General features: G+C 57.3%; 23 protein-coding genes. 5 read left to right on the top strand and 18 right to left on the bottom strand.

Features of this window, described 5'->3' with window-relative positions; translation table 11 throughout:
• Positions 1-159: 159 nt before the first annotated feature.
• Together ERE07_RS16250 and ERE07_RS16255 are read right to left on the bottom strand one after the other, a co-directional pair.
• Entirely contained in the window at positions 160-918 is a 759-nt protein-coding gene (locus tag ERE07_RS16250) for an IclR family transcriptional regulator (protein ID WP_130010086.1), read from the bottom strand.
• Positions 915-2,573, bottom strand: coding sequence for a hypothetical protein (locus tag ERE07_RS16255; RefSeq protein WP_130010087.1), 1,659 nt, complete (start codon positions 2,571-2,573; stop codon positions 915-917). Before ERE07_RS16255 ends, ERE07_RS16250 begins: the two co-directional genes overlap by 4 nt.
• Positions 2,574-2,746: 173 nt before the next feature.
• Between ERE07_RS16255 and ERE07_RS16260 the strand changes: the two genes are divergently transcribed.
• A complete protein-coding gene (locus tag ERE07_RS16260; RefSeq protein WP_130010088.1) occupies positions 2,747-3,595 on the top strand; it encodes a penicillin-binding transpeptidase domain-containing protein in 849 nt (282 codons plus the stop codon).
• A 43-nt stretch (positions 3,596-3,638) separates the two neighbouring features.
• On the opposite strand, the gene ERE07_RS16265 is transcribed toward ERE07_RS16260, so the two are convergent.
• Positions 3,639-5,207 carry a phospholipase D family protein gene (locus ERE07_RS16265; protein WP_130010089.1) on the bottom strand — a complete coding sequence of 523 codons (1,569 nt, stop codon included), beginning with the start codon at positions 5,205-5,207 and terminating at the stop codon, positions 3,639-3,641.
• 37 nt (positions 5,208-5,244) lie between these two features.
• Complete coding sequence (locus ERE07_RS16270; protein WP_130010090.1) at positions 5,245-6,720, bottom strand: FAD-dependent oxidoreductase; 1,476 nt, start codon at positions 6,718-6,720, stop codon at positions 5,245-5,247.
• Positions 6,721-6,790: 70 nt separating this feature from the next.
• Here ERE07_RS16270 and ERE07_RS16275 point away from each other — a divergent pair, with 70 nt between their 5' ends.
• Positions 6,791-7,453 carry a TetR/AcrR family transcriptional regulator C-terminal domain-containing protein gene (locus tag ERE07_RS16275; RefSeq protein WP_130010091.1) on the top strand — a complete coding sequence of 221 codons (663 nt, stop codon included), beginning with the start codon at positions 6,791-6,793 and terminating at the stop codon, positions 7,451-7,453.
• Here the strand turns inward: ERE07_RS16275 and ERE07_RS16280 are convergent.
• Both ERE07_RS16280 and ERE07_RS16285 read right to left on the bottom strand, forming a co-directional pair.
• Complete coding sequence (locus ERE07_RS16280) at positions 7,413-8,828, bottom strand: heavy metal sensor histidine kinase (protein ID WP_130010092.1); 1,416 nt, start codon at positions 8,826-8,828, stop codon at positions 7,413-7,415. The two genes, ERE07_RS16275 and ERE07_RS16280, sit on opposite strands and share 41 nt — an antisense overlap.
• Positions 8,825-9,496, bottom strand: coding sequence for a heavy metal response regulator transcription factor (locus tag ERE07_RS16285; protein WP_130010093.1), 672 nt, complete (start codon positions 9,494-9,496; stop codon positions 8,825-8,827). The genes ERE07_RS16280 and ERE07_RS16285 overlap by 4 nt, the downstream gene beginning before the upstream one ends.
• Positions 9,497-9,675: 179 nt before the next feature.
• On the opposite strand from ERE07_RS16285, the gene ERE07_RS16290 reads away from it, so the two are divergent.
• Together ERE07_RS16290 and ERE07_RS16295 are read left to right on the top strand one after the other, a co-directional pair.
• Positions 9,676-10,128, top strand: a complete 453-nt coding sequence (locus ERE07_RS16290; RefSeq protein ID WP_130010094.1) for a DUF305 domain-containing protein — start codon at positions 9,676-9,678, stop codon at positions 10,126-10,128.
• A gap of 92 nt (positions 10,129-10,220) precedes the next feature.
• Positions 10,221-11,612: a YVTN family beta-propeller repeat protein gene (locus tag ERE07_RS16295; protein WP_130010095.1), complete on the top strand. Its 1,392-nt coding sequence runs from the start codon at positions 10,221-10,223 to the stop codon at positions 11,610-11,612.
• Positions 11,613-11,769: 157 nt separating this feature from the next.
• On the opposite strand, the gene ERE07_RS16300 is transcribed toward ERE07_RS16295, so the two are convergent.
• The 8 genes from ERE07_RS16300 to ERE07_RS16335 all read right to left on the bottom strand — a co-directional run bounded on the left by ERE07_RS16300 (position 11,770) and on the right by ERE07_RS16335 (position 19,317).
• On the bottom strand, positions 11,770-12,417 hold the full coding sequence (locus ERE07_RS16300) for a protein-methionine-sulfoxide reductase heme-binding subunit MsrQ (RefSeq protein ID WP_130010096.1): 648 nt from the start codon (positions 12,415-12,417) through the stop codon (positions 11,770-11,772).
• Position 12,418: 1 nt separating this feature from the next.
• Positions 12,419-13,399 carry a protein-methionine-sulfoxide reductase catalytic subunit MsrP gene (gene msrP, locus ERE07_RS16305; protein WP_130010097.1) on the bottom strand — a complete coding sequence of 327 codons (981 nt, stop codon included), beginning with the start codon at positions 13,397-13,399 and terminating at the stop codon, positions 12,419-12,421.
• A 180-nt stretch (positions 13,400-13,579) separates the two neighbouring features.
• Positions 13,580-15,196 carry an MFS transporter gene (locus ERE07_RS16310; protein WP_130010098.1) on the bottom strand — a complete coding sequence of 539 codons (1,617 nt, stop codon included), beginning with the start codon at positions 15,194-15,196 and terminating at the stop codon, positions 13,580-13,582.
• A complete protein-coding gene (locus ERE07_RS16315) occupies positions 15,193-15,633 on the bottom strand; it encodes a DoxX family protein (RefSeq protein ID WP_130010099.1) in 441 nt (146 codons plus the stop codon). The genes ERE07_RS16310 and ERE07_RS16315 overlap by 4 nt, the downstream gene beginning before the upstream one ends.
• 13 nt (positions 15,634-15,646) lie before the next feature.
• The gene (locus tag ERE07_RS16320; RefSeq protein WP_130010100.1) at positions 15,647-17,533 is read right to left on the bottom strand and encodes an amidohydrolase; all 1,887 of its coding nucleotides are present in this window, start codon (positions 17,531-17,533) and stop codon (positions 15,647-15,649) included.
• A 47-nt stretch (positions 17,534-17,580) separates the two neighbouring features.
• Complete coding sequence (locus ERE07_RS16325) at positions 17,581-17,853, bottom strand: XapX domain-containing protein (RefSeq protein WP_130010101.1); 273 nt, start codon at positions 17,851-17,853, stop codon at positions 17,581-17,583.
• Between the two features lie 12 nt (positions 17,854-17,865).
• Positions 17,866-18,519: a hydrolase gene (locus ERE07_RS16330; RefSeq protein ID WP_130010102.1), complete on the bottom strand. Its 654-nt coding sequence runs from the start codon at positions 18,517-18,519 to the stop codon at positions 17,866-17,868.
• A 93-nt stretch (positions 18,520-18,612) separates the two neighbouring features.
• Complete coding sequence (locus ERE07_RS16335; protein WP_130010103.1) at positions 18,613-19,317, bottom strand: pirin family protein; 705 nt, start codon at positions 19,315-19,317, stop codon at positions 18,613-18,615.
• 181 nt (positions 19,318-19,498) lie between these two features.
• On the opposite strand from ERE07_RS16335, the gene ERE07_RS16340 reads away from it, so the two are divergent.
• Positions 19,499-20,425, top strand: coding sequence for a LysR family transcriptional regulator (locus tag ERE07_RS16340; protein WP_130010104.1), 927 nt, complete (start codon positions 19,499-19,501; stop codon positions 20,423-20,425).
• A 98-nt stretch (positions 20,426-20,523) separates the two neighbouring features.
• On the opposite strand, the gene ERE07_RS16345 is transcribed toward ERE07_RS16340, so the two are convergent.
• From ERE07_RS16345 to pgaB, 4 genes are read right to left on the bottom strand one after another with little or no spacing between them, the layout of a single operon-like run.
• Positions 20,524-21,291 carry a response regulator transcription factor gene (locus ERE07_RS16345; RefSeq protein ID WP_130010105.1) on the bottom strand — a complete coding sequence of 256 codons (768 nt, stop codon included), beginning with the start codon at positions 21,289-21,291 and terminating at the stop codon, positions 20,524-20,526.
• 35 nt (positions 21,292-21,326) lie between these two features.
• The gene (gene pgaD, locus ERE07_RS16350; protein WP_130010106.1) at positions 21,327-21,809 is read right to left on the bottom strand and encodes a poly-beta-1,6-N-acetyl-D-glucosamine biosynthesis protein PgaD; all 483 of its coding nucleotides are present in this window, start codon (positions 21,807-21,809) and stop codon (positions 21,327-21,329) included.
• A gap of 13 nt (positions 21,810-21,822) precedes the next feature.
• Complete coding sequence (gene pgaC / locus ERE07_RS16355) at positions 21,823-23,145, bottom strand: poly-beta-1,6-N-acetyl-D-glucosamine synthase (RefSeq protein ID WP_130010107.1); 1,323 nt, start codon at positions 23,143-23,145, stop codon at positions 21,823-21,825.
• The gene (gene pgaB, locus ERE07_RS16360) at positions 23,138-25,168 is read right to left on the bottom strand and encodes a poly-beta-1,6-N-acetyl-D-glucosamine N-deacetylase PgaB (RefSeq protein WP_209021166.1); all 2,031 of its coding nucleotides are present in this window, start codon (positions 25,166-25,168) and stop codon (positions 23,138-23,140) included. The genes pgaC and pgaB overlap by 8 nt, the downstream gene beginning before the upstream one ends.

Here is a 25,168-nt window from a genome sequence, read left to right on the forward strand (position 1 = left end):
CCAAGTGTCGATTCAGTTGTCGACAGTTGTAGAAGCCTTTACTGCCAAGGCAACTTGCCAAGGGGACTTTATCATCGGTTCAAGGACGACGGACGTATAGCGAGCGCGCGGACTGCATTTACATGTATGTGAAAATAAAGCGGGACAATCGATGTCTGGTCAAACAGGGTTAGACTTCATCTCAAGTTTTTGAATGCCGGTACGAAGCTGCGCAAGAATGGCCTCACGCTTTTCGGCCAGGCGCTCGACGGGCCCATGCACGCCCATCGCAAAGACGCGGCCAAAACGTCTTTCCGGCAACAGCATGGCGATGCTGCCGGCGCCAGGTTCCAGCGTATGCTGCGAAAACACAAAACCGTCGCGACGCCCCTTTTCGATTTCGACCATCAAACTATCCAGCGCGATACGCCTACTCGCATCGCGCTCTCGAAAATTCACGCGGCGCAGAATCCGATCGATCTCCTCATCAGGACGGACTCCAAGCATTAGCCAGCCGATGCCAGACCGCGCAATAGGACGTGTCATGCCGATCGGCACCGTATACCAGATTGGCAGCCGCGACGGAATCAGATACACGTATTGAACGAACAGATCACTCTGGGCGCCGAGCGTGATGGTCTCTCCGGTGGTCTGCGACAGCGCTTGCATGAGCGACAATACGTCGCCCTCGCCGAACAGCGCGCTGTGAACCCAGTTGCCCAACGAGGCCAGACGCATCGTGGGCATGTAAGTACGCGAGAAACGATCGTAATCAAGATAGCCCAACACGACCAGGCTTTTGAGCAGCGCCGATGCACTTGACGCAGGATAATCAAAGCGCTGCACAAATTCCTTCAAGGCCATGGGCCGCTGTACGTCTTCGAATGCTTCCAGAATTTCGAAGGCACGCTTGGACGTCTTGATAGGCCGGTTAGTCATGGCAAAGCATCCCGTTGACGAGCGTGATGAGTGTTCCCGACATGTGTCCGCCTGCGCTCTGTGGCTGACGCAGGCGTATCTGTGGCGGCCGCGGCAAGCTCCAAGGGCAAATCCCGCAGACCTTTCCTGAAAAAACGCCGCTCGTTCGGCTGCAGCGCTGGCGACATCGCCGCGAGACGCTCGGCCGCATTGTAAGCCTGAACACAGAGGCCATGCTCGTGCGCACTGAACCATGCCATTTCCAGCAGCACGTTGGCCAGCTGCAACGGCCCATACTGGGCATGCCCGCTATCGTGCTCTTCCAGCGTGAAACGCGCAACTTCCGACCAACTGACATACCCTTTGGCCGGCGAAAACGGCGCATGGTAGGGATTCGTGGCGTCCAGGACCTGCCGGACTGAAACCGGCCGCTGCGCCTGGAACTGCGACAATGTGACCGGCCCTTTTGCATTGCATCCCCCGCGCGCAATTCTCAACAGAAAGATTGTGTTCCACGCCGAGCCGCCGCCCACGCCAAAACGATCGCAAATCCATTCCGACAGACCTATCCAACGAATCGCCTGCATGCGCAAGAGCTCTTCTCGCTCCGGATGCTTCTGGTCGATCAGGCCATTGGTCCAGAATAGCCATAACGACCAGCCGATATTAGCTGCTACGTCCTGGGCGGCTTCGATGGAATCGGCTTCGTAGGCTGCCTGCAGCGCGCCGGACAGATCCTTCATCGCACGCATCGCCGACTCGGTACGCTCCATGAGCGGTATCGTCTGCAACGCCATGGCGACTGACTTACCCAACAGCGCGCGCAGATTGAGGAACTCGAAGCGAACACGGGGGTTGTAACGAATGACCGGCTGCAGCACAAGATCAGATTCAACCTGAGCGAGGGCTCCCTGTGCCGCGGGCACATTACCTTGTGCGTATAGGTTCCATGCGTGCGCAATCGCCGCCATTGCCGAAAATGATGGCAATGCTGCGTAGTCACCCCGAGATTCAAGATAAGGGCGCAGGCGCAGCAATGCGTCTTCGCTGCGCCTGACATGGCCATGCCGACGCCAGATCAGGCTTTCCTTCAGTAGGGATAACGAAGCCTGGAACTCATCCTTGGCAGCGGCTTGCGCCCTGCCAAAATGTTCAGCCACGCCGTGCTCCGTCGACGCGGCGACGCCGTCTTTAGCCATGCGCAAAGCCTGCGTGAGTTCGCTCCAGTATCGAACATCATGCATGACATACTCCAGGGAAGCCTCCTGACTGTCCAGCAAAGACGCCGCACCTAGAAAACCGGCAAGCTCAGCCAGTTCGACATAGCGACCATCTAGCCGGATATCCAGCCGCCGAGCCTGTCCGGCAGCAAGCCAAAAGGGCCCCTGGCTACGCCTGGCGCGATTCAGCAGGGCGGGGGCTTTATCCGTATCTCTTCCCCATCCCGCGGATATCCCCCAATCGGCAAAATCCGCGTAAGCGCGTGAAATTCGCATGCGCAGACTGCTCGCGCCAGGAAAGCGGGCCAGTATCGCCGAAACATGCACTGGCCCGCCGCAGCTCTGCTCGGCGTAATAAAGGCGCAGCAGAAGCCAGAGCGACTGGTATCTGGCCGGACGCCCATTTACGCGATAGCGCGCTGCGCCAAGTTCTATACGGATTTTCTTGCCAGACATGGTTCAGGAATAGCGTTAGCGTGCACGTTGGCTGCAACGGCCAAACTCAGGTTACGCGAGTTACGGTAGCGTGTTTTACCCAGCCCTGTCACGCACTTATTCTTACCCCGCCATCAACGGATCGGCCAGTTCAATCCGAGCATCATGCTCAGACACTACACAAAAGGATCATCATGTTGAATCTCACCCTACTTCGACCATTGTTCGCGGCCTGCGCGCTGGCACTGCTTGCGGCCGCGCCCGTTCATGCGATGCAAGACTGCAATGATGAACCGGCCCTGGCCAAGCTATTTGACCAGGCCAGCGCCCACGGCACCTTCGTTCTGCTCGATGGCCAGACCGGCGAGCTCATATGCCACGACAGCGTGCGCGCCGAGGCGGGCTTCCTGCCCGCCTCCACCTTCAAGATTCCAAACACCGTTATCGCCCTGGAAACAGGCGTCGCCAGCGGCGCCGATTTCGGGCTGCCTTGGGACAGCCGCCGCGATCCCAGGCAGGACTGGTGGCCGGAAACCTGGGCGCGCGACCAGACCCTGGCCACCGCGCTGCCCAACTCCGTTGTGTGGTTTTACCAGGCGTTGGCGCGGCGCATCGGCACGGACCGCATGCAGGCCTATGTGGACAAGTTCGATTACGGCAACCGCAATATACAGGGCGACATCGATCGCTTTTGGTTGACAGGGGATTTGCGGATATCAGCATTGCAGCAGGTCAAGTTTCTTCAACGTTTTTACACCGAGGCGCTGGGCGCGTCTCATCGCTCAACCCAGATCGTCAAAGAGGCGCTCGTGCTCGAGCATACCGATGAATACCGCTACAGCGGCAAGACCGGGTGGGCTGGCATGGGCGACGCGCACGCGCAACAGACCGGCTGGCTGGTGGGCTACCTGGAGCGCAAGAACAAGGTGTACTTCTATGCGTTGAACATGGATATGAACAACCCTGGGGACGGCCCAGCCAGGCTAGCCATTGTCAAAGCCATATTGCAGCAGCGTGGGCTGATGCCTGCGGCAAAGGAGTAGGGAGTGGGATGCCGAGGGCTGAGGCCGATGTTCCTGCGCCACACTACAGCAGCCACTCCACCGGCAGGTGCGTAAGTATCTCCACGATCATGCGTCGCCAGAGGCTCGCGCCCGGCTCGCTATCATGCCGCAACAGTTTGCCATCCTTGCGCTCCAGCCAATACAGGTCGCCTTCTTCCGACAGTCGCACCTCATAGGCCGTCATCGGCACCTTATCGAGAAAAATCTCGCTAATCTTCTTGGCCAGCGCGGGGCTGTCGATGATAAATCCCAGCTCTGTGTTGAGCTGGGCTGATCGCGGATCGAAATTGAACGAGCCGATAAAGACGCGAGACTCATCCGCCGAAAATGTCTTGGCGTGCAGGCTGGAGCTTGAGCTGCCAAACATGCTGCTGCTTTGCCCTCCGCCCCCCGAAGGAAGCCGCCTTAACTCATAAAGCTTGACACCGGCTTGCAGCAAGGGTTTGCGCCGCTTGGCGTAGCCAGCGTGCACTGCGGCCACATCAGTCGCCTCAAGCGAATTGGTCAGAATTCTGACCGTCACGCCGCGTCCGGCCATCTCGACAAAGCCTTCCACACCCGTCTTGGTGGGCACAAAATAGGATGAAACCAGATCGGCGCTGACCTTGGGTTTGCCGACGATGCGCTCCAGATCGTAAGTGAGCAATTGGTCGGGCGGCAAGTTGCCCAGCCCTTTGGCAGGATTATCACTCACCATCTGCGTCCTGGCCCAGTCCAGATCAATATCGCCTTGATGCAAATGCTTGATCAAACTCGATTTCTCAAGCGCTTCTACATACAACGCCGCCTCCGGCGAACTGCGCCACTCGGCTGCGCGCGATTGCAAGCCCGCCAGGGCCTTGTCATCCGGCTTCGGAAGCAGGCGGTCTACGGGATAGGCGGATTCACTGCGCCAGTACTTGTCGAAATCTTCCGACACATCCCGGACAACCGGGCCGACAGCAAGAATGTCGAGATCCGAAAACAACACATCGTGCGTTGCGCCGAAATACTCGTCTCCAATGTTTCTGCCGCCAATGATGGTGGCCATGTTATCGGCAGTGAACGACTTGTTATGCATGCGTCGATTGACGCGCGAAAAATCGGTGACGTAGGACAGCCAGCGTGGAGAGCGAGGCACGAAGGGATTGAACAGCCGGATCTGAATATTGGGATGACTGTCCAGCGCAGCTAGCAACGGGTCCAGCCCGGCGGTATTGATGTCGTCCAGCAGCAGCCTGACACGGATGCCGCGATCCGCCGCATCGCGCAAGACATCAAACAACAACGTGCCGGTAAGATCGTCGTGCCAGATATAGTATTGAATATCCAGGGTACGCTCGGCGGACCCCGCCAGCAGCGCCCGGACCGCAAACGCCTCGTGGGGGTCGTTCAGCGGATAGATGCCACTTTGTCCCGGGTGCCTGGCCTCTATCCCCGACAATGTCTGGCCAAGCTCAGTGCGCCTGGCCTCCTGAAGCGTCAGTGCCGTGGAGACGCTACGGCCATCGAGCGTTGGCAAAGGGCTGCATCCCGCAACCAGTATCCACGCGCAGGCCACGGCCAATGCACGCCAGACACGGCGAACTGTCCAATCGAAGGACGTATTCATGATGAGGCCCCCAGCCCTTTACAGGAAGGGGAATAGATTACCCGATATCAACGCGCACAGCTTGATCCACATGACCGTCGGGGCGTAGCAAGACCGCGTCGACGCCGCTCAGCCTTTCATCCCTCCGATCAAGCGCAGCATGAACTATTGTGACCCATCGTGGGTCGAGATCAGGAGTAAAGCGCGCGCCAGCCTCCGTGATTCGCAACAGCAGCCACTTACCGTCTTGCATCAACGTATAGAGCGAAAGCAGTTTTCCCTGCCTGTCGAGCAACGGCCAATCAGGCACCCGACGACCCGTCCATTCCGGCACGGGCGCCCATCCACCCACGGATCCGCCAAGCGGCGCCGAATAGGCAATGCCGAATCCTGACAAGTCTTGTGCGAGCGTATGGTTCAGCGCGGGCAGCTTGAGCAACGCGCTGAAGGTTCTGCGCAAAGCCTGGCCTTCAGGATCGAAGCTATTCAACAAGAGCGAACTTTGTGCCATGGTATTCTGAACCAGTGCAGCGCCAACCTCATGGCGCTCCGCGTGATAGCTGTCCAGCAAACTTTCGGACACCAGGCCATTCACGACACCTGCCAGCTTCCAGCCTAAATTCATTGCGTCTTGCATGCCTACATTCATTCCCTGCCCTCCCGCTGGAAAATGCATATGGGCGGCGTCGCCAACCAGAAAGACCCTGTCTTGTCGATAACGCTCAGCCAATCGGGATTCATTGGAAAATCGCGATAGCCACAACGGCTCGTGCATGCCGAAGTCTTGGCCAGCCACCTGCCGCATCGAAGCGCTTAGCTCTTCCTGGGTAAGCGCCTCGGACACAGGCACATGCATTCTTTCGGGATTGATGACGATAGCCCGGTACAGATCGCCCCCCATGGGAACAATCATCAGCCCGCCTGCTTCGCTTTCCAGCGACAAAGCTCCTTTCGGCGGGGGAGCGCTCATGTGGACATCGCCCATCATGACCGTCCGGGTGGCAGCATGCCCCTCAAACGCAATACCCGCAGTTTCCCTAACCATGCTGCGGGCACCATCCGCGCCAATCAGATACGGGGCGGAAAAACCAAGGGACTTGCCATCGCGAGTTCCCTTTACCAGGACTCCATTCTTGGTCTGCGCAATCTGCTCAGCGACCGTTCCGCGGTACAGCGCTACGCCTGACTCCACAGCCCAAGCTTCAAGCAGGTGCTCAGTCATGCTTTGTGGAATGAAGAGCGTATAAGGAAAGGCTGTATCGATGCCCGAGAAATCCAGCCGAGTATCCAGAGAGGCGAAATGGCCAGTAAGAATTTTCATGCCGTGGCCAATAAATCGCTCTGCGACGCCACGCAGGGCCAGCATCTCCACCGTCCTGCCATGCATGGTCAAGGCGCGTGACTGGGCGACCGGCGCGGACCGTCGCTCCAGCACAGCAACCCGCAGCCCTGCCAGGCGCAGTTCGCAGGCAATAGTGAGCCCGGTAGGGCCCGCGCCGATGACAATCACATCCGACTTGATATATGTCTTCATGAAATCTAACATTGTTAGTTGAAAGTTTTATTCTCAATCTAACAACGTTAGGTTGTCAAGGAAAAATACGATGGCGCTTGAACGAGACACTGTAATTACTGCGGCACTGAACCTGCTGGATGAAGTGGGCCTGGATAACCTGACCATGCGCCGGCTGGCGAGTGTGCTCGAGATCAAGGCGGCCTCCTTATACTGGCATTTCGAGAGCAAGCAAGCGCTGATGGATGGCATGGCTGACGCCCTGATGGCCGATGTCGCGTGCGAGCCACCCGTCAGACAACGCAAATACCAAGACGCGTTCGCTCGTGTCACCCGCATTGCCCATGAAATACGCGGCGCGCTCCTTGCGCGCCGGGACGGAGCCCGCGTTTACGCCGGAACATATGTAGTCACCGATAATGTGATGCGTGTCGCGGAGGCGATGATCCGCCCTCTGCGAGAGCAAGGCGCCACCACCCGCCTGGCAAGCTGGAGCGCATTCAGCATCCTGGACTATGTATTGGGCTTTGTGATGGAAGAACAGGGCTTTTCTTCGAGCGATATATCCCCATCCGAGATGATCACTCGCCGCGCTGCTTTTGAAGCGCTGGCTGCACAGTCATACCCTCATGTGGCCGCATCAATGGATGATGTTTTCAATCTGGACTTTGACAGCCGGTTTGAGTTGGGGCTGAATATATTCATTGCCGGCCTCAGGCTGCACCTGAGTCCTCCCCTGGAAACTGCAAGCTAAAACGTATGACTCCTTGATCCGATGCGGACGCTGTCGCGCTGCCGCCGTGAATGGTCATGATGGCCTTGACCAGCGCCAGGCCCAGGCCATTGGACTCCGTGTATTCGCTGCGGGATTTATCGCCGCGATAAAAACGGCCGAACATGAGATCTATCTGATTCTGCGACATCGGCGGGCCAAGATTTTCAACGGCTACGGTCGACGTTTGCTGATCAGCGTGCGCGCACAGCTTGATGACTGATCCCGACTTGCCGTAACGGATGGCGTTGATCACCAGATTATTGACGGCGCGCCGCCACATGACGGGGTTGGCATACCCTGTGCCGCTGGCGTCGACCTCGAAGCGCATGTCGCGCTCCTGGGCCAGGCCTTCGAAATAATCGGCGATACGGATCAATTCTTCTGACAGCACCAGCGGCGTGCGCTCGATGACCACCGCATCCTGGTCGGCACGAGACAGAAAGAGAATATTCTCCACAATATGCGCCAGTCGGGTGAACTCTTCGAGGTTTGACTCGAGTAGCTGCTCGTACTCCGCCGGGCTTCTATCCTGGCCCAGCGCTACCTGTGTCTGTCCCATCAGCACATTGATGGGGGTACGTATTTCGTGCGCCAGATCCGCCGAAAACTGCGATAGATGTTCGTAGCCTGTCTGCAGTCGATCCAGCATGGCGTTGATCGCGACAACCAGTCGGCGCAGCTCGGTGGGCGCATCTTCATCTCGCAGGCGCACGGACAGATTGGCGGGTGATATCTGCGCTGCGCGATTGCTCATGGCGGTCAAGGGCCCCAGACCTCGTCGGAGCAGCATGAACCCCATCAAGGTTGTCAGCAACACCGCCAAAGCAATGGCCCCAATGACACGCAGCCGGTACACAGCAAGCATGCGCGCCTCTTGCACCATTACGTAGGCCGCAGTTATCTCAACGGTGCCGCCATCGTCACCAATTTCGGCAAGCGCGGAGACCCATCGGACGCGAATGCCGTCATCCCGCTTCCCTGCCCGCAACGCATCTATCGTCAATGACCGCGCCACCGGGACCGGCACCAGGTCTGGCGGCGTCATCTTGTCTGGATTCACATTGATGAACGGCGGTTCACCTGCTCGCCTGAAAATACGCACATCCTGCTCATTGCCCAGCATGCTTTCGAAAATGCCGGGACGCGCTTCCATTTGCCTGACGTTGTACAGATCATGAAGCAGATTGCGAAAGCGCTCGACCCGGCCAATCAACGTGTAGTCAGCGCGAACTTCCAACGCCTGCTTGACGGAAGCATACAGATATACGCCGAGTCCGGATACCACCAGACAGGAGATCAGCGCGAAAGACAGCGTCACTCGTACCGTTAGGGAACGTAGTGGCCGGCGCTTCAAGGCTGCTCCGAGAACATATAGCCTATGCCACGCACGGTATGGATCAGCTTGGTATCGAACGGTGCATCAACCTTGGCCCGCAGCCGCTTGACCGCCACATCTACAACATTGGTGTCGCTATCGAAATTCATATCCCACACCTGCGAGGCGATCACCGCGCGCGACAAGGCTTCTCCCTGCCTTTTGACCAGCAAATGCAAGAGCATGAATTCTTTGTTGGTCAGCACGATATTGATGCCCTGACGCGTGACCTTGCGACGCAAGGGGTCAAGCTGCAGGTCTGCCAGCTGAAAGGTTTCCGACTCGCGCACGACGCCTCGGCGCAGCAAGGTGCGAATCCGCAGCACAAGCTCGGTGAAGGAAAACGGCTTGATCAGATAATCATCCGCACCCAGTTGCAGACCACGGATGCGGTCATCGACCTGATCACGCGCCGTCAAGAATATGACGGGCACATCGCACTCGCGCCGCAACTCGCTCATCACTTGCCAGCCATCCTTGCCGGGCAGCATTACATCCAGAATCAAGAGGTCGTAATCCTGCTCACGAGCCATGTGAAGACCATCCACCCCGTTGCGGGCGAGATCCACCGCATACCCCGACTCCGACAAACCTTTCTTGAGGTAGTCGCCCGTTTTCTGATCATCTTCTACGACAAGAATGCTCACGCTGATTCCCTTTGCAATGGACAACACATCTTATCAACTTACACCCGATTATTCATGACAAAACTGTCATTGGAATGCCATTCAGTTGACACGAGGGGACACCTACGATGTCACAACCTGGCGCGCGTTCAGCTTATGCACAGGCCCCATTTTCATTCTTCCATTTCTGGAGCAAGCACATGCAGATCAAGAAGTCCAGCCTGTTTCACCACGCCTCGCGACAGCTAGGTGTCATCCTGTTCCTTTGTCTGGCGGGCGCATCCGCCAATGCTCACCAAGGCCATCAGCACGGACAGGCCGCCTCCGACGCAAGCCCGCCACCTGTTTTTGTGGCCAGCACCTCAAAGTCATTTGCAGCATTGATGGACGACGCGATGGCCGTGATGGACGACGGCATGCTGCGCGCACCGATGAACGGCCAAGCCAATCATGACTTCATCACCATGATGCTGCCACATCACCAGGGCGCGGTCGACATGGCCAAAGCCGTGCTGCTCTATACCGAGGATCCCGAAATCCGAAATCTTGCCCTGGGCATCATCGCCGAACAGCAAACCGACATTCAGGTCATGCAGGCATGGCTGAATCATCACGCAGACAAATCAGATAAATCAGATAAATCAGCCAAATAGGCTGCGTCCCTCTTTTTCAACCCGTAGCGCAGTCTGTCGGCTGCACTGCTTTGCCCTCCGGCGGGAACGCCGGAGCTTCTCGGAGCATCAAGATGAAAAAAACCACTGCTTTCTATGCAATCGCGGCAACCACGCTATGCGTCAATAGCGCCTGGGCATTGCCATCTTCTCACGATCGCGTCTACACCGCCGATCAGAACAGCAACACGGTATCTGTGGTAGACCCGGTATCCAATACGCTATTGGGGCAGATCAAGCTCGGCAACCAACGGCCCGACTTGCTCTCGCCGCTCTATAAGGGGCAAATCAACGTGCATGGCATGGGGTTCTCTCCAGACCACAAGACCTTGCTGGTCGTCTCGAATGGTTCGAACTCCGCCACCTTCATCGATACCGCCACCAACGAGGTGAAAGGTACGACTTATCTCGGACGCTCTCCTCACGAGGGCTTTTTTACCGCTGATGGCAAGGAAGTGTGGGTGGTTGTGCGCGGCGAAGACTATATTTCGGTGATCGATCCGAACACCTACAAGGAGACCAGCCGCATCCAGACCAACCTGGGCCCCGGCATGGTGATCTTTCATCCCGACGGCAAACTGGCCTTTGTTGTATCCAGCTTCACGCCCAAGGTCGACGTGATTGATGTCAAAACCCACAAGATCATCAAGAAGATCGATGTGGTGAGTCCGTTCTCGCCCTTCTTGCAGATCACGCCTGACAACAGCGAGATCTGGATGACGCATAAGGATGTGGGCAAGATCACGCGCATCGACACGAAAACCCTGGAAGTCGTGGGCGTGATGGATGTTGGCTTCATCACCAATCATATTTCCTTCGCCACCGTCGGCGGAAAAACCTATGCCTACGTCACGGTGGGCGGTGAAAATTCGGTGAAGGTCTACACCACAGACAAGACCGCAAAACTGGTCGAAACCATTCCGGTCGGCGCACTGCCGCATGGCATATGGACCTCTGACGACAGCAGCCGGGTCTACGTAGGCCTGGAAAACGGCGATGCGCTCGATGTCATCGACACTGCCTCGAATAAAGTCGTGGCGCGGGTTCCCGTTGGCCAGGCACCCCAGGCGCTGGCATTTTTATCGAATGCAGTCCCCGAAGGTAAAGGCGATGCAAATCTGGTTCCCCGCGTCAACGTAGATCCAGTCAATATTTCGCTCAAGCCAGTCAAAGCAGATGGCCGTGGTTTTGTCGTCCTGCGCAACCTGGGTGTAGTCGATGCGCTTGAAGTAAACCTGTTCAAGCTGAAACCTGACACTGTCTACACCGTATACCTGAATGGCGTGGAGGCGCCGGCGGCCAGCTTCAAGACCGACCCGACCGGCAAGGCGGCCGGTACGATGATCGCTCCCTTGCGTCAGCCAGCAAAGCCCGACGCAAAAACGGAAGCCGTCAGCAACAACATCATCGTCATGGAAGGCGATACACCGGTTAACGCCAAGCAGGCGGCGTTGGCCAGCGTGTAAGGCTTGTTGAAAAAGCGTGCCGACCAAAAAACTCTTGGTCAGCACGCTTTTTTTTGTTTCAAGAATGATTTGTATGCGATCACACTTGCTTTAGCGTTAGCCTTTGCCTGCCAGCCCCCCTTCCAGGCGGCGCTGCGTTGTCAGGCAACATGACTGATTACCCACGGGTGTGACTGCGATGACGAAGCCGATAGAAGAGCCGTATGAGCAGCAATACCGCCAGTATGCCCCCGTACACGTATGGTTCAAGAAAATCGTTCTTGCCTGACCTTACAAGCCAGAAATGCAAAACAGACAATGCAGCAATAACGTAAACGCTGCGATGCAGCGTCTGCCAGCCGCGCCCGAGACGCCGCATCCAACCTTGGGTCGATGTCAGCGCCAAGGCCAGCATGGGTACGAAGGCCAGCATCCCGACCGTAATGAACGTACGTTGAACGACATCTTCCCACATGAGTGCGAATGAGCCGCTGCGTTCCCAGAAGGCCCAGCCCAGCAAATGCAAAAAGGTGTAGAAGAAGGCGAACAAGCCGAGCATGCGGCGTAGCCGCACCAAGGCGGGTTGCGCGATCAAGCGACGCAGCGGTGTTACGGCCAGCGTGACACCCAGGGCCACCAGAGCCCAGATACCGGACGATCTGATGAGAAACTCCGGTGGATTGGCGCCAAGCCCATCCGAGAACCCCAGCCATATCCAGCGCAACAGCGGGTACAGCCCCAATAGAAACACTAGCGGCTTGGCCCGCGCGACATCCTGCGCCGTCCAGTTGCGCCGACTTGCCATCTGCTTCGCTGCCGAGAACATGCTAATAGTTCCTTCGTAAATCCATGCCCGCGTAGAGGCTGGCCACCTGCTCGCCATAGCCGTTGTACATGAGCGTATCGACACGCGGCGCAAAAAAACCATCTCCTATCCTGCGCTCTGTCGCCTGGCTCCAGCGCGGGTGAGGCACGGCAGGATTCACGTTAGCATAGAAGCCATATTCGTTAGGCGCGATTTTCACCCAGCTTGTCTCTGGCAAGTTTTCCAGCAAACGAATCTTGACAATCGACTTTCCCGACTTGAAGCCATATTTCCAGGGCACGGCCACACGCATAGGCGCGCCATTCTGATTTGGCAACAGCTTGCCGTACACGCCAAATACCAGCATCACCAAAGGATGCATGGCCTCGTCCATGCGCAATGCTTCCACATAAGGCCAGTCTATGATGCGCGACCTGAGCCCGGGCATGTTATCTGGTTGCGTGGCAGACACAAACTGGACGTACTTTGCCTTGCTGGTCGGTTGAACCTGCTTGAGCAATGTGGAGAGCGAATACCCGCTCCAGGGAATGACCATGGACCAGGCCTCAACGCAGCGCAGGCGGTACACGCGCTCTTCAATGCTGGCCAGTTTCAGCAGATCGTCAATATCGAAACTGCGAGGTTTTTCGACTTCGCCTTCGATCTCCACCACCCATGGTCGCGTCCGCATTTTGTGTGCGTACCCGACAGGATCGGTTTTACCGGTTCCGAACTCATAAAAATTATTGTAGCCGCTCACATCCTCTTCGGAGGTCAGTTTATTCTTTAGCCAATAGTCGGGGTTGGGTGTGCCCGCCAGACGGCCTGAGGGCTGAGCGCTCATCGCTGCGCCGCCGCTCAATAGACTGCCGCCCAGCATGCCGCCGGCGCCAAGGGTAAGGGCGCCGGCGCCGGCCCGCCGTAACCAAGTGCGCCGTGATTGCCAGACAGCTTCGGCGGTGATTTCGGATGGTGGAATGTAAGGCTGTTTTATGCGTGCCATGTTCTGAGACTCCTGTATGGGAAGCGACGCTTTGCAAACGGGAGGTAAGCGGTTGGCGGCGATCGCCAGCCCAGCTAGCCAAGTATCCACTTTAAGGATAGCGGTCTGACAGCTTGGTGACGAAAGGATGACAAATTTGTCGTTAAACCGCCATCCAGCCTATGGCACTCAGTCAATGCATTAAATCAAGCCGGCACGAGGATGATTAATGGCCAGAAAATGGCGAACAAGGGGTTTTTCGCTACCTTCATGGAAATGTAGCGCCTCGTTCTGAATATCAGCATCTGCCCGCGAAACACGGCGGTGCTGGCGAAGATGCTCGGCCCACGACTCAACCGTAAACCATTCGAGCAGCATATCGGGGTTGGCAGCGTCTTCAGAGACCCCCCAACTGTAGGCGCCATCGCGACGTCGCTCTTCAGAGAGCTTTGCCAGTATCTTCAGGAACGCGGCACGGTTTACGGGCAGCACACGGTACTCAACCAAGATCATGACGGGTCCACGGTCATGTTCGATCGGCGTGGTTGTGAGCGGCTCGGGCCAATGATTGGATGGCACGAGGTCGGCCTCGCCCCGCGGCAGCTTGAGACGATGGCTGATCAGCCCAACCACGACAAGCCCGCCAGCACCCGCCAGCAGGGTGAAGGGCACGCCTATCAGTTCGGCGATGGCGCCCCAGGTCAGGCTGCCTGCTGTCATGGCGCCATTGAAGACGGTCAGATAGACCGCCAATGAGCGGCCACGAACCCAGTTGGGCAAGATAGACTGCGCGACGCCGTTCAATGTCGTCAATGCTGTGATCCAGGAAGCGCCCAGGAACAACAGCGCGATAACCGCCGCCCACTGCGGCGGGGCAAAGGAAAGAAACGCCATGACCGCAGCGGACAGCAATGCAGCCCCCAGCAACAGACCATCCGCGCTCAGCGTCTCGCGTAGTCGAGGCAGAAGAATCGCCCCCACGATCGCCCCCAGGCCAACCGACCCGAGCAATATCCCGTAAAAGCCTGCCCCGCCGCCGAGCACATTGCGTGCAACCAATGGCAGCAGCGCCCACACCGAACTGGCCAATGCAAAAAAGAGAAACGCGCGCACCAGTACAACATGCAGTTCACGGCTGGCACGCGCGTACCGCAAACCTGCGCGGAAGGCACCCAGAAAGCGCTCTGACAGCGCATCTTCGGTGGTTGCCGGCCGCCGCCACCAGAGCAGCGCGCAAATCACGAACACATAGCTGATGACATCGACACCATAGGTGACTGATGCCCCTAGGCTGGCCAGAATCAGGCCGCCAAGCGCGGGACCAATGGCGCGTGCAATATTGACCCCCAATGAGTTGAGCGCAACCGCGTTCTTGAGATCCTGTTTCTCGACCAGTTCGGGCACAATGGCCTGCCAGGTTGGGCCCATCAGCGCTGCGCCTATGCCGCCAAAGAACGTGAGCGCGATAAGCGAGGTAACGGACTGCAATCCTGTTGCCGAAAGCAGCATCAGGCAGATGCTGACCGTGCCCAACAGCAACTGGATGCCAATCAAGAACTTGCGGCGATCAAGGATATCGGACAGCACACCCGCGGGAATGGCCAGCAGAAAAATAGGTAAGGTTGCGGCTGCCTGAACCAGTGCCACAGCGGTGGGCGAAGTGGAGAGGTCAGTCATCAGCCAGGCGCTGGCCACATCACGAATGAAGCTGCCGGTATTGCCAACAATGGTGGCGACCCACAGAACCGCGAACAATGTTTGCCGCAACGGCGCAAAACCACTTGATGGGGTGCTTGCTGCAGGAGCTTGTTCCGTCATGCCCGTTTCCCTTGTAGGTCTAACCATGCGATCAACAGAAAACCGCCAACCAAACCGAGATGCTCAAAAAATGCGTTGGCGGCCAAAAAGCGTTCCTGCCCACCGGGCAGTTCCCAGAATCGAAGCGCAATGAAGTTAGCTGCCATTGTAAATCCCGCCAACGCCAACGCGCCGAGCCATCGGCCACGACCCAAAAGTATCATCAGGGAAGCGGACAGCTCAAGCGCGATGGTGAGTACGGCAAAGAGTGGTGCAGGCGACAGTCCAAAGTGCTGCATTTCAGCGATGGCGCCAGGAAAATCGGTGAGTTTGACCAGCCCCCCTTGCAAGTATGCGGCGCAAAGCCCGAGGTAAGCGACCCAGCGAATCACTGGCGTGCCGAACCACCGCCTGGCCAGCGGCGCCTGGCGCCGCTCAACAGAACATCTCGTGATCATTGTGCAAACTATCCTAGACTGCCCAGCACGAGCAGCCCAGGGCGCCAAAGAATCCCTTGAAATCCTGCACCGGCACATTGGCGCCCCACGCACGCGCGTGATGGTGCCCATGCAGACTGCACGCATGCGCGCAGCCGCACGCAGCAACCGCATTGAGGCTCAGCGACTGCTTGCCTGCGCCTTCTGGCTCGCCCCATGCCGCATACCCCTTGAAACTGCGGGCTGGCGACCAGTCTGGCATGGCGGGGGGCACAGGGTTGTCGTCAAATGGCGCAAAATCGCCCGCCCCATAAACCACGCGTCCGCCTACCACTGTCAGGTCCGAGGTAAGAAAGGAGATTTCGTCTTCGGCACAGGCAAAATAATCTTTGCTTGGCACGATAAAGTCAGCAAACTGGCCTTTTTCAATGCGGCCACGCTCATTCTCCTGATTGGAGAACCAGGCCACTTTTTCTGTCCACATGCGTAATGCAGTTTCGCGATCCAGACAATTGCGCTGCGGATAAATGCGCAATCCGCCTACCGTCTTGCCGGTGATCATCCACGCCAGCGACACCCAAGGGTTATAGGACGCCACGCGCGTGGCATCGGTGCCGGCAGACACCTTGACGCCTTTATCAAGCATGCGTGCAATGGGCGGCGTGGCCTCCGCGGCCGCCACGCCATAACGTTCAACAAAGTACTCTCCCTGGTAAGCCATGCGGTGCTGTACCGCGATACCTCCACCCAACGCGGCAATGCGGTCAATGGACCTATCTGAAATGGTTTCCGCGTGATCAAAGAACCAGTTCAGGCCTTCCAGGGGAATATCCTGATTCACCTTCTCAAAGACATCCAGCGCACGTGAAATGGTTTCGTCATAGGTTGCATGCAGCCGCCAGGGCCATCGGTTCTGTGCGAGTATGCGAACCACCTCTTCCAGCTCGCCCTCCATTTCCGGGGGCATATCTGGCCGCGGCTGCCGGAAATCCTCGAAGTCTGCGGCTGAAAACACCAGCATTTCCCCTGCCCCGTTGTGCCGAAAATAATCCGTACCCTGCTTGTATTTCACCGAGGACGTCCATTTCAGGAAGTCTTCCTTTTCTTCTTTGGGTTTCTGAGTGAAAAGGTTATAGGCCAGACGAACCGTCATCTGGCCTTCGTCCGCCAGTTGCCGCACGACGGCATAATCTTCCGGATAGTTCTGAAAACCGCCTCCGGCATCAATCACGCCCGTAACACCCAAGCGATTCAGTTCACGCATAAAGTGCCGCGTGGAGTTGATCTGGTATTCCAATGGCAGCTTGGGCCCTTTGGCCAGCGTTGCGTACAGAATCATCGCATTAGGCTTCGCAAGCAGCAGGCCAGTTGGATTGCCCTGTCCGTCGCGCGTGATCTCGCCCCCCGGCGGTTCGGGGGTTTCTTTGGTGTATCCCACTGCGCGCAAAGCCGCGCGATTCAACAACGCCCTATCGTATAAATGCAGCAGGAACACGGGCGTGTCGGGTGCCACGGCGTTGATCTCATCGATGGTGGGCAAGCGCTTTTCGGTGAACTGATGTTCAGTAAAGCCGCCAACGACGCGCACCCACTGCGGCGCAGGAGTCACCGCCACCTGGCGCTTGAGCATGTCCATCGCGTCGGCCAGAGACCTGACCCCATCCCAACGCAGTTCCAGGTTGTAGTTGAGCCCGCCTCGCACCACGTGCGTGTGATTGTCGAACAGCCCGGGAAGAGCGCTCCTGCGACATAGATCAATGGTTCTGGTATCTGATCCAGCAAGCGCCAGTATCTCCTGATCCGCACCAACAGCAACAAACTTGCCATCCTTGATGGCTACGGCCGTAGCCTGTGGATTTGACGGATCCAGCGTGGTTATCTGACCATTGAAAAAAATAACATCAGGCAATGATGCGGCCATGGCAGTTGCTCCTTTCTGGTTGGTATCGATGTGGGCAGCCCATTGTGCTAACTATGGTCTTTCTTGACCACTTTGGACGCAACAGTTCGCCCGGGAAGCTCACCAAACACATGACTGACCGCATGCTCCTGATCGCACGCGGCAACAAACGCGGTGCCTTTCAACAATTGCTTGCCAACGGGGATAACTTGCTCGCCAATGAGCATGCCAAGCAAGCCAATCAAGGCGATGACGGGCGGGGCTGGAGAACGCACATGGATCAAACTATATATGACACCAACCAGCAAGCCCGCCGCCAATGAAAACAGATAGGGTTTCATTGGCGTATTCCCTTAGCCTTCGTGGGCATTGAACATAGACTTGGCGTACACCAGACCAAGTCCGTAGCCACCGCCCAGCTTTTTGGCGATGCCTGTCGTCAACTCGTAGGTATCGGTGCGTGCCCAGTCGCGCTGCAGTTCCAGCAAGTACTGAAGCGACGTCATGGGCCGCGCGCCTGCCTGAATCATCCGCTCCATCGCGCGCTCGTGCGCTTCGTGGGAGACATCGCCGCAGGCATCCGCAATCACATAGACCTCAAAACCTTGTGACAGCGCAGACAGTGCAGGGCCAACAATGCACACACTGGTCCACAGCCCGCCAAACACGACGCGCTGCTTACCGATCTGGTTGATCTCGTCGATCACCGCCGCATCTTCCCACGTGTTCATGGACGTGCGATCCAGCAAAGCCTGCCCCGGAAAGGGCGAAGTAACCTCTTCAAACATCGGGCCCGAAAAACTCTTTTCGGCCACCGTCGTTAATATGGTTGACACGCCAAATCCAGCAGCGGCGCTGGCGATCAGCCCAGCGTTGTTGCGCAAGGTGGGAATATCGATGGAGTGCGTCGCAAAAGCCATCTGGGACTGATAATCGATCAGAATCAGCGTGTGATCGCTGGGGGTCAGCAACGCGGGGCTAGGGGTGGGGCTTGCTTGAGTTGTCATGGCAACTTTCTCCTGGGAGTCGGTGAACAGATAAAAGCGTCGGGGCGGCCCGCCGGGCCGTGAAGGACGTCAAGGCTGTCTTTCACAACCCGGCTAGGCCGAGGCATCGACCAAGACCAGTTCGGAATCCTCGCTGGCGGTGACACGAATAACTTCTTGATCACGGATTGCTCCGCCATCGCGTGCGTTCAGTTCCACCCCATCAACCGTGACACGGCCGGTGGCTGGCACGAGGTAGCCGAAGCGGTGCTTGTCCGAAAAACGGTACTCCACCGTTTCACCTTTTTTCAGAGTGGCGCCCAGAACGCGGGCATCCGCGCGGATGGGCAGCGCATCACCGTCGCCCTCCATCCCGCTGGCCAGGGCGATGAACTGCCCCGACCGATCAGACTTGGGAAACGGCTTCGCACCCCAAGCGGGAAGATCTCCACGGCTGTCCGGGATGATCCAGATCTGAAAAATGCGCGTTATGCCCGGCTCCATGTTGTATTCAGAATGACGTATGCCCGTACCTGCGCTCATCACCTGAACATCGCCCGCCTGCGTGCGGCCGCTGTTGCCCTGGTCGTCCTTGTGCGTAATCGCTCCCTCGCGCACATAGGTGATAATCTCCATATCTGCATGCGGATGAGGCGGAAACCCTGTGCCTGCGGCAATCGTGTCATCATTCCATACGCGCAAGGATCCCCAGTTCAGGCGCGCCGGGTCGTGATACCCGGCAAACGAGAAGTGATGCTTGGCATCAAGCCAACCGTGGTTCGCTCCGCCAAGGCTGGCAAAGGGGCGGCGTTCGATCATGCTGCTCTCCATGTTCATCGGTTGAAAAAACACTGTATAAAGAGTCTAGATCGCTTCATGAGCGATAGAAATAGAAGAAATGGAATTGGATACTTTCCATTCCTGATGTCTGGATTAGACTGGAGGCTGCGCACGGCAATGGCATACTTCGAATCAATGCAGCCAAGAAACTGACAAGAACATGAAGAAACTACCTGACCTGGAGGCATGGGCAATCTTTGCCAAGGTGGCTGAAACGGGCTCTTTCGCCCGCGCGGCGACAGAGTTATCCTTGTCTCAAGCGACCGTGTCCAAGGCCATCAGCCGGCTTGAGGCACGCACCAAAACCATGCTGTTTCACCGAACGTCACGGCGCATCTCGCTGACTGAAAGCGGACGGTCCTCGCTTGAACGCGCCACGCGCATTCTCGAAGAAGGCGAAGCGATCGAAGCTGAGGTCGTTGAACAGGCCACCAGCCTGCGAGGGCCCATACGTCTGGCCGCACCGATGTCTTTTGGGCTATCGCATCTGGCTCCCATGTTGCCGGAGTTCATGCAGCGTCATCCCGACGTCACGCTCGAGGTGGACTACAACGATGAGCTGCTGGACCTGGTAACCAGCCGGTTCGATCTTTCCCTGCGCATCTCCGACCTGGTGGATTCGAGCCTGCTGGCACGATGCCTATGCACTGTAAAGCTCATGCTGGTGGGTTCACCCGAATACTTCCAGCGACATGGCCATCCGCACCATCCGCGCGAGCTGACCAACCACCGCATACTGCAGTACGTCTACTCAAGGAGTGGTCCGAGCTGGCGCTTCAAACACGAAAGGCATGGTGATTTTTCACAAGTGGTGCCAGCCATCATGAAGGTCAACAATGCCGAAGCACTCGGGCCCGCCCTGCGCGCCGGACTCGGGATGGCGTTGCAGCCAGAGTTTCTTGTCTGGCAGGACCTGCAGGATGGGATACTCGAAACGGCCATGAGCGACTGGAGCATTTCTCCCATATCCCTGCATATCGTCACGCCGCCAGGACGACGACGCCCTGTTCGCGTAAGGACGCTGATCGAGTTTCTGACTGAGCGCTTTCGGCGCGAACCGTGGGCGCAAACACCACCGCTTTGGTAACACACTAGCTCGACAGCTAACAACCGCTCTAACAGAGCGATTGATCGAGACACGGCATCTCCGGTGGCACGCCTTGCTGTCTCAAGCCTCGCGCCGAACTATCGCGAGTTCATTTTCCGAAAGGCGGCGGGGGTCATGCCGACGCGCTTTTTGAAAGCCGTCGAAAAATTGGCGCCGTCCGAAAAGCCGACCTCATAAGCGATCTCAGAGATGCGCAAAGAGGTTTTAGCCAACAGGAACTGTGCCTTTATCAAACGCTCTATTCTGATGAACTGGGAGTACGAGATGCCCAGACATCGCCTGAGCGCCTGCAGAAGCCGCCTTTCAGCAATGCCCAAACTGTCGGCAAGTTCTTCAACCGTCGGAGGATCTGCCAGACTGCTTCCGAGCGCGGCCCGTGCAGACCTGACCAAAGACTCATCCTCTGAAATATCAAACTCCTGAGGCTCTTCCAGCTGCGCCAGTTTACTCAGACGACTTAACTGCAAGTGAATTCGGATACGCTCTATGACTTCTTCAATGGCGAAAGGCTGTGAAATATAATCGACAGCGCCTGCCTTTAATCCTGACAGCCTGTCCTGAGGCGAGGCCGAAAACGAAATCAAGAACACAGGCATATAACTTGTCAAAGGATGGGACTTCAGCATGCGCACCATGGCGTGCCCATCAACATTGCAGCCATCGGTCTGGAGCAAGGCCAGATCCGGCGAGGTTGCGAGCGCTCTGTTGTACCCCTGAGTTCCATCACGGACAATGCTCAGCCTGAAACCCTTGTTGGTCAAGGTTTCTATCAAGATGCGCATCTCCGCTGGATTGCGACTCACTATCAGGATGTAGGGCGTGGGCGCCTCGATATTCGACCTCATACATCCGCCTCCCGTTTGCGTTCATCTGTACAGGCTCAGGCACGTTGAGCCACCCGTTGCCGCAGGGGCGTAACCGCCACGATAGGTATGGCACGAACCGATGATTGGGTGCCAGGCATTTCGACTGCGGCAATCGTCCCTCCTTCATCGTGATGAATAACCATAACCTGATCGGCCGATGCGTCCGACATCTGATACGCAAACGCCCCAAAGGTGCGCGCCATGTCATCCCGCAGCAAAGGCATGGCTGCGCGCCGACGCTGCCTGCCACGGAATCGCCACAAGTTGTAGCTCGCCCACGTCATCAACAACAAGCCGTTGGCCAAGGCAATCATCAAATAAATCAACAAGGTATCACTCAACAGCAAAAAGTGTTCCCCGATGAAAGCGTCATGGCTGAAATACGCTGCCGCACTGGATACAAGCAAGTAAAGAAACGCCCCCCAGGCAATGCAGCTGATCGCCATATCAAACATGGCAAATGTCTTGGACGTGCGGGTCTTGATAATGAGTGTCATGGTTTTCTCTCTTTTACTTGATGCCTCGGTCGGGACTCGTCCAGCGCGCACGCTTGCGGCGCACCTTGAGCATGACCTTCGGGAAACTGCACAATGTGGTGGCGACGCCCATCATCCAGTACGCGATCGGATACCAGATCACCCAGAACAGCGTGCCTCCCAATCCTTTCTCGTATCGACGATCAATGAATACACTTACCCCGAACTGGAGCAGGCATACTGCCGTCAACAATAATCCGGTGAACGAAGCCATGGACAGTGTCTCCGCATGCAGCACAGCGGGCAGCTTGACATAGTGGCCCAATCCCCACAGCACAGTCGTTAACAGCAGCGCAAACGCCCATGCGGTAGACAGGGCATACTCGATCACCAGCGGCCACATCCGGCGATGCTCCCACGCCCAAATGGAGCCTACGTTCTTCAGGAACACTTCTGCGCCCCCCTGCGCCCACCTCAATCGCTGCTTCCACAGCCCCTTCAGTGTCTCAGGCATCAGAATCCAGCACAGTGCGCGGGGCTCATAGAATATCGACCAATGATCGCGTTGCAGTTGCCAGGTGATGTCGATGTCTTCCGTCGCCATATCGATGTCCCAATAGCCCACGCGATGCAAGGCGACACGCCGGAAGGCTGCGATGACGCCCGATACCGTGAATACCTGTCCGTAGGCGCGTTGAGTCCGCTTGATCAAGCCGATAATGGAAGAGAACTCTCCCACCTGGATGCGACCCACCAGCGTGGATCGCGTCCTGACGCGCGGGTTTCCGGTTACCGCCCCAACCCTGGGATGTTCCAGCATCGGCGCCACGAGATAACTGACCGCATTCGGATCCAGCAAGGCATCGCCATCAATGCAGACCAGGTAATCGCTGCGCGCCGCCAGCGCGCCCATGCGAAGGGCCATGGCTTTTCCCTGGTTGGCAGCAAGGTGCACGATGCGCAGCTGCTCATGCTGCGCCGCCAACCGGTTCAGCAGGCTGGCCGTGTCATCGCTGGATCCGTCATTGATGGCGATCACCTCAATATTCGTGTGGTTCTGATTCAGCGCAGCCAATAGTGTTGACTCCGCATTGTCAATTTCGTTGAAGCAAGGAACCAGAACGGAAACGAGAGGATTGCCGGACAGGGGCGGAGCCGGCTTGCCGGCTTCCCACGGCCAATGGCGCTCCCAGTGCATCCAGAAATAAATGCCTCCGAATATCCATAGGCTGGACATGAACAGCGGATAGAAGAATACAAAGCTCAACACGAGCTCCATCGTCCAGAGGCTCGCCACACCGAAAGGCGCACCAAGGACGACGCTGAGCAGAAACAGGGCGACAAGACGATCAATCATTTTTGTAGGGATACCATGACCCGGAGATGGCAGGCCGTATGGCATCCAGTTCCGGTTGATTGTTACTGAAGTCATCGGGGTAGTAGCCAAAACTGCGCGCGCCGTGCAGGCGCAGTTTCTCTATCCACTTGGTGAGTATGGCGCCATCTATGGGCGGCGCCCCAGGTTTGCTCCAGTCGCGGCTTTGCAACTCGAACACGGTCTTGTCCATAGCGCCGGAACGTTGGGCAACCGTATCGACCAACTTGCCCAGCCACGGCAAGGACTGCGCCAGAGGCACGTTCTCCATCAAAGGCATCGCCATAGGCGCTGTCCAGTCATACGTAGACAGAAAATCATCCAGATTCTGAGCAAACCATGCCTCGCTTGCGGGATTCAACACAGGTTCCGCAAAAATGTTTCGCGCCGTCTTGATCTGCGGCCCGCTGATCGCCCGTACATGCTGCGTGAGCAATTTCGTAAAGTCGATCAAGTACTGACTCTTGAATCGTGTCCATGCCTGCATGACGTCCGGGTTGGCCCTCAGCTCGGGAATGGTGCCTGGCAAACCAGCTGCCCGATAGGCAGCAAGAGCATGCGGCCCGGCATCCTCGAAATCACTCAGCAGCGCATCATCGTGATAGAGAATGCCATCGAAGGTGCCATAGCGCGCGAGATCCTCATACAGTCCAACAATCAAGTCCCTGGCCTTGGGGTCAAAGGGCGAAAGGCGACGATACTGCCGCGGATCCACGGTGGCCGCCTGATTCGACTGCTGTGGATCCCATCGTTTCACGCGATCAACCGACGCATCCGCCTCATAACTGAGTACCGGCATCCAGGCATACACCCTGACGCCCGCCCGCGACTTCAACTGCCACGCCACGCGGTTGAACAGATCGGCACGCATCGGCAGCCATCGATTCGGAAAATAGACATCGCGCACCAAGCCATCCCCTTCCGGATCCGCGAAGGCCTGCAGGAAAACTGTTGATACCTTCATCGTTGCAATACGTTCCACCAACACACCAAGATTTCGTTCAACCTGCACGGGGTCGGGATCGTAGACATAATCGAGATCAACGTGAACCACCTGGATAGGGCTCTTGGCCTCGGCGGATCTGACGGCATTCGCATAGCCAGACACAGCCGGATCATCCGAGACAAGCACCCTGGGGAAACTCATCAGCTGGTCAACGGTTCCCAGACCGTCTTCCAGCGTAAGTGCCATCGAATATCCGTCTTCCGAAATAATCCGAATGGCCGAGCCGCTTGCTGCGCCATACGGCCAAACCCAAACCCGTGGCGGCTTGCCAGTTGCTGCGGCGATCTTCGCGGAAATCAGCTGCGCATCGTTACGGATGCGCGCATCAAAGGCTGCTTCGGATTCGTATGTTCCGGTTTTCGGGTCAAAGCGACGGGTGGCCTCAGCAGGCTCAGAATTGCCCTGGGGATTGGCCAGTATTCCCTTGTGCTGGTCATAGGTATGAGATGCAATCTCCACCAACCCGGACCGAGACATCTCCCCGATCTCGTCCCAGTTCAGAAAATGCGCGCGCGGCTCAATGGCGTCGCCATACTTTACGGGCTCACCAAGCGGCGTGCTCACCCAGGCGCCCACCGGCGCAAGAATCGCCGGCCAACGGTAGGCCTTAAGAATCGGATAAACGCGCGTGTAGAAGCTGCTGTACCCGTCGTCAAACGTCAATAGAACAGCCTTGGGCGGCAAAGGCTTGCCCCCATTTTTTGCTTCTAGGATCTGGTCCACCGAGACCGCTTCATAGCCACTGTGGCGCAACCATGCCAGCTGTTCGATCAGCTTGTCGGTACGCACGGCCAGATAGGTCTGATCAGGATCGCGGTCCGCGACGTCGTGATAGGCAATTGTCAACACGTGCGACTCCCGCCACGCCTGATCAACAGCCGGCTGTGGCCTTTGATCAGGCGGCACGAAAGCGGGTATATCCTTGGCACAGGCACATAACAGCAAGGCAATGCAGCCAGTGGCAAACAGTGCACGAAAACGCATGAGTCGAAACAGCAT

The sequence above is a fragment of the Allopusillimonas ginsengisoli genome, from assembly GCF_004153455.1.
Lineage (GTDB): Bacteria > Pseudomonadota > Gammaproteobacteria > Burkholderiales > Burkholderiaceae_B > Allopusillimonas > Allopusillimonas ginsengisoli.

Excerpts from the sequence above, each read along its gene's own strand:
- ERE07_RS16250 (WP_130010086.1), bottom strand. The coding sequence starts at position 918 with ATGACTAACCGGCCTATCAAGACGTCCAAGCGTGCCTTCGAAATTCTG.
- ERE07_RS16255 (WP_130010087.1), bottom strand. The coding sequence starts at position 2,573 with ATGTCTGGCAAGAAAATCCGTATAGAACTTGGCGCAGCGCGCTATCGC.
- ERE07_RS16260 (WP_130010088.1), top strand. The coding sequence starts at position 2,747 with ATGTTGAATCTCACCCTACTTCGACCATTGTTCGCGGCCTGCGCGCTG.
- ERE07_RS16265 (WP_130010089.1), bottom strand. The coding sequence starts at position 5,207 with ATGAATACGTCCTTCGATTGGACAGTTCGCCGTGTCTGGCGTGCATTG.
- ERE07_RS16270 (WP_130010090.1), bottom strand. The coding sequence starts at position 6,720 with ATGAAGACATATATCAAGTCGGATGTGATTGTCATCGGCGCGGGCCCT.
- ERE07_RS16275 (WP_130010091.1), top strand. The coding sequence starts at position 6,791 with ATGGCGCTTGAACGAGACACTGTAATTACTGCGGCACTGAACCTGCTG.
- ERE07_RS16290 (WP_130010094.1), top strand. The coding sequence starts at position 9,676 with ATGCAGATCAAGAAGTCCAGCCTGTTTCACCACGCCTCGCGACAGCTA.
- ERE07_RS16295 (WP_130010095.1), top strand. The coding sequence starts at position 10,221 with ATGAAAAAAACCACTGCTTTCTATGCAATCGCGGCAACCACGCTATGC.
- ERE07_RS16300 (WP_130010096.1), bottom strand. The coding sequence starts at position 12,417 with ATGTTCTCGGCAGCGAAGCAGATGGCAAGTCGGCGCAACTGGACGGCG.
- msrP (WP_130010097.1), bottom strand. The coding sequence starts at position 13,399 with ATGGCACGCATAAAACAGCCTTACATTCCACCATCCGAAATCACCGCC.
- ERE07_RS16310 (WP_130010098.1), bottom strand. The coding sequence starts at position 15,196 with ATGACGGAACAAGCTCCTGCAGCAAGCACCCCATCAAGTGGTTTTGCG.
- ERE07_RS16315 (WP_130010099.1), bottom strand. The coding sequence starts at position 15,633 with ATGATCACGAGATGTTCTGTTGAGCGGCGCCAGGCGCCGCTGGCCAGG.
- ERE07_RS16320 (WP_130010100.1), bottom strand. The coding sequence starts at position 17,533 with ATGGCCGCATCATTGCCTGATGTTATTTTTTTCAATGGTCAGATAACC.
- ERE07_RS16325 (WP_130010101.1), bottom strand. The coding sequence starts at position 17,853 with ATGAAACCCTATCTGTTTTCATTGGCGGCGGGCTTGCTGGTTGGTGTC.
- ERE07_RS16330 (WP_130010102.1), bottom strand. The coding sequence starts at position 18,519 with ATGACAACTCAAGCAAGCCCCACCCCTAGCCCCGCGTTGCTGACCCCC.
- ERE07_RS16335 (WP_130010103.1), bottom strand. The coding sequence starts at position 19,317 with ATGATCGAACGCCGCCCCTTTGCCAGCCTTGGCGGAGCGAACCACGGT.
- ERE07_RS16340 (WP_130010104.1), top strand. The coding sequence starts at position 19,499 with ATGAAGAAACTACCTGACCTGGAGGCATGGGCAATCTTTGCCAAGGTG.
- ERE07_RS16345 (WP_130010105.1), bottom strand. The coding sequence starts at position 21,291 with ATGAGGTCGAATATCGAGGCGCCCACGCCCTACATCCTGATAGTGAGT.
- pgaD (WP_130010106.1), bottom strand. The coding sequence starts at position 21,809 with ATGACACTCATTATCAAGACCCGCACGTCCAAGACATTTGCCATGTTT.
- pgaC (WP_130010107.1), bottom strand. The coding sequence starts at position 23,145 with ATGATTGATCGTCTTGTCGCCCTGTTTCTGCTCAGCGTCGTCCTTGGT.
- pgaB (WP_209021166.1), bottom strand. The coding sequence starts at position 25,168 with ATGCTGTTTCGACTCATGCGTTTTCGTGCACTGTTTGCCACTGGCTGC.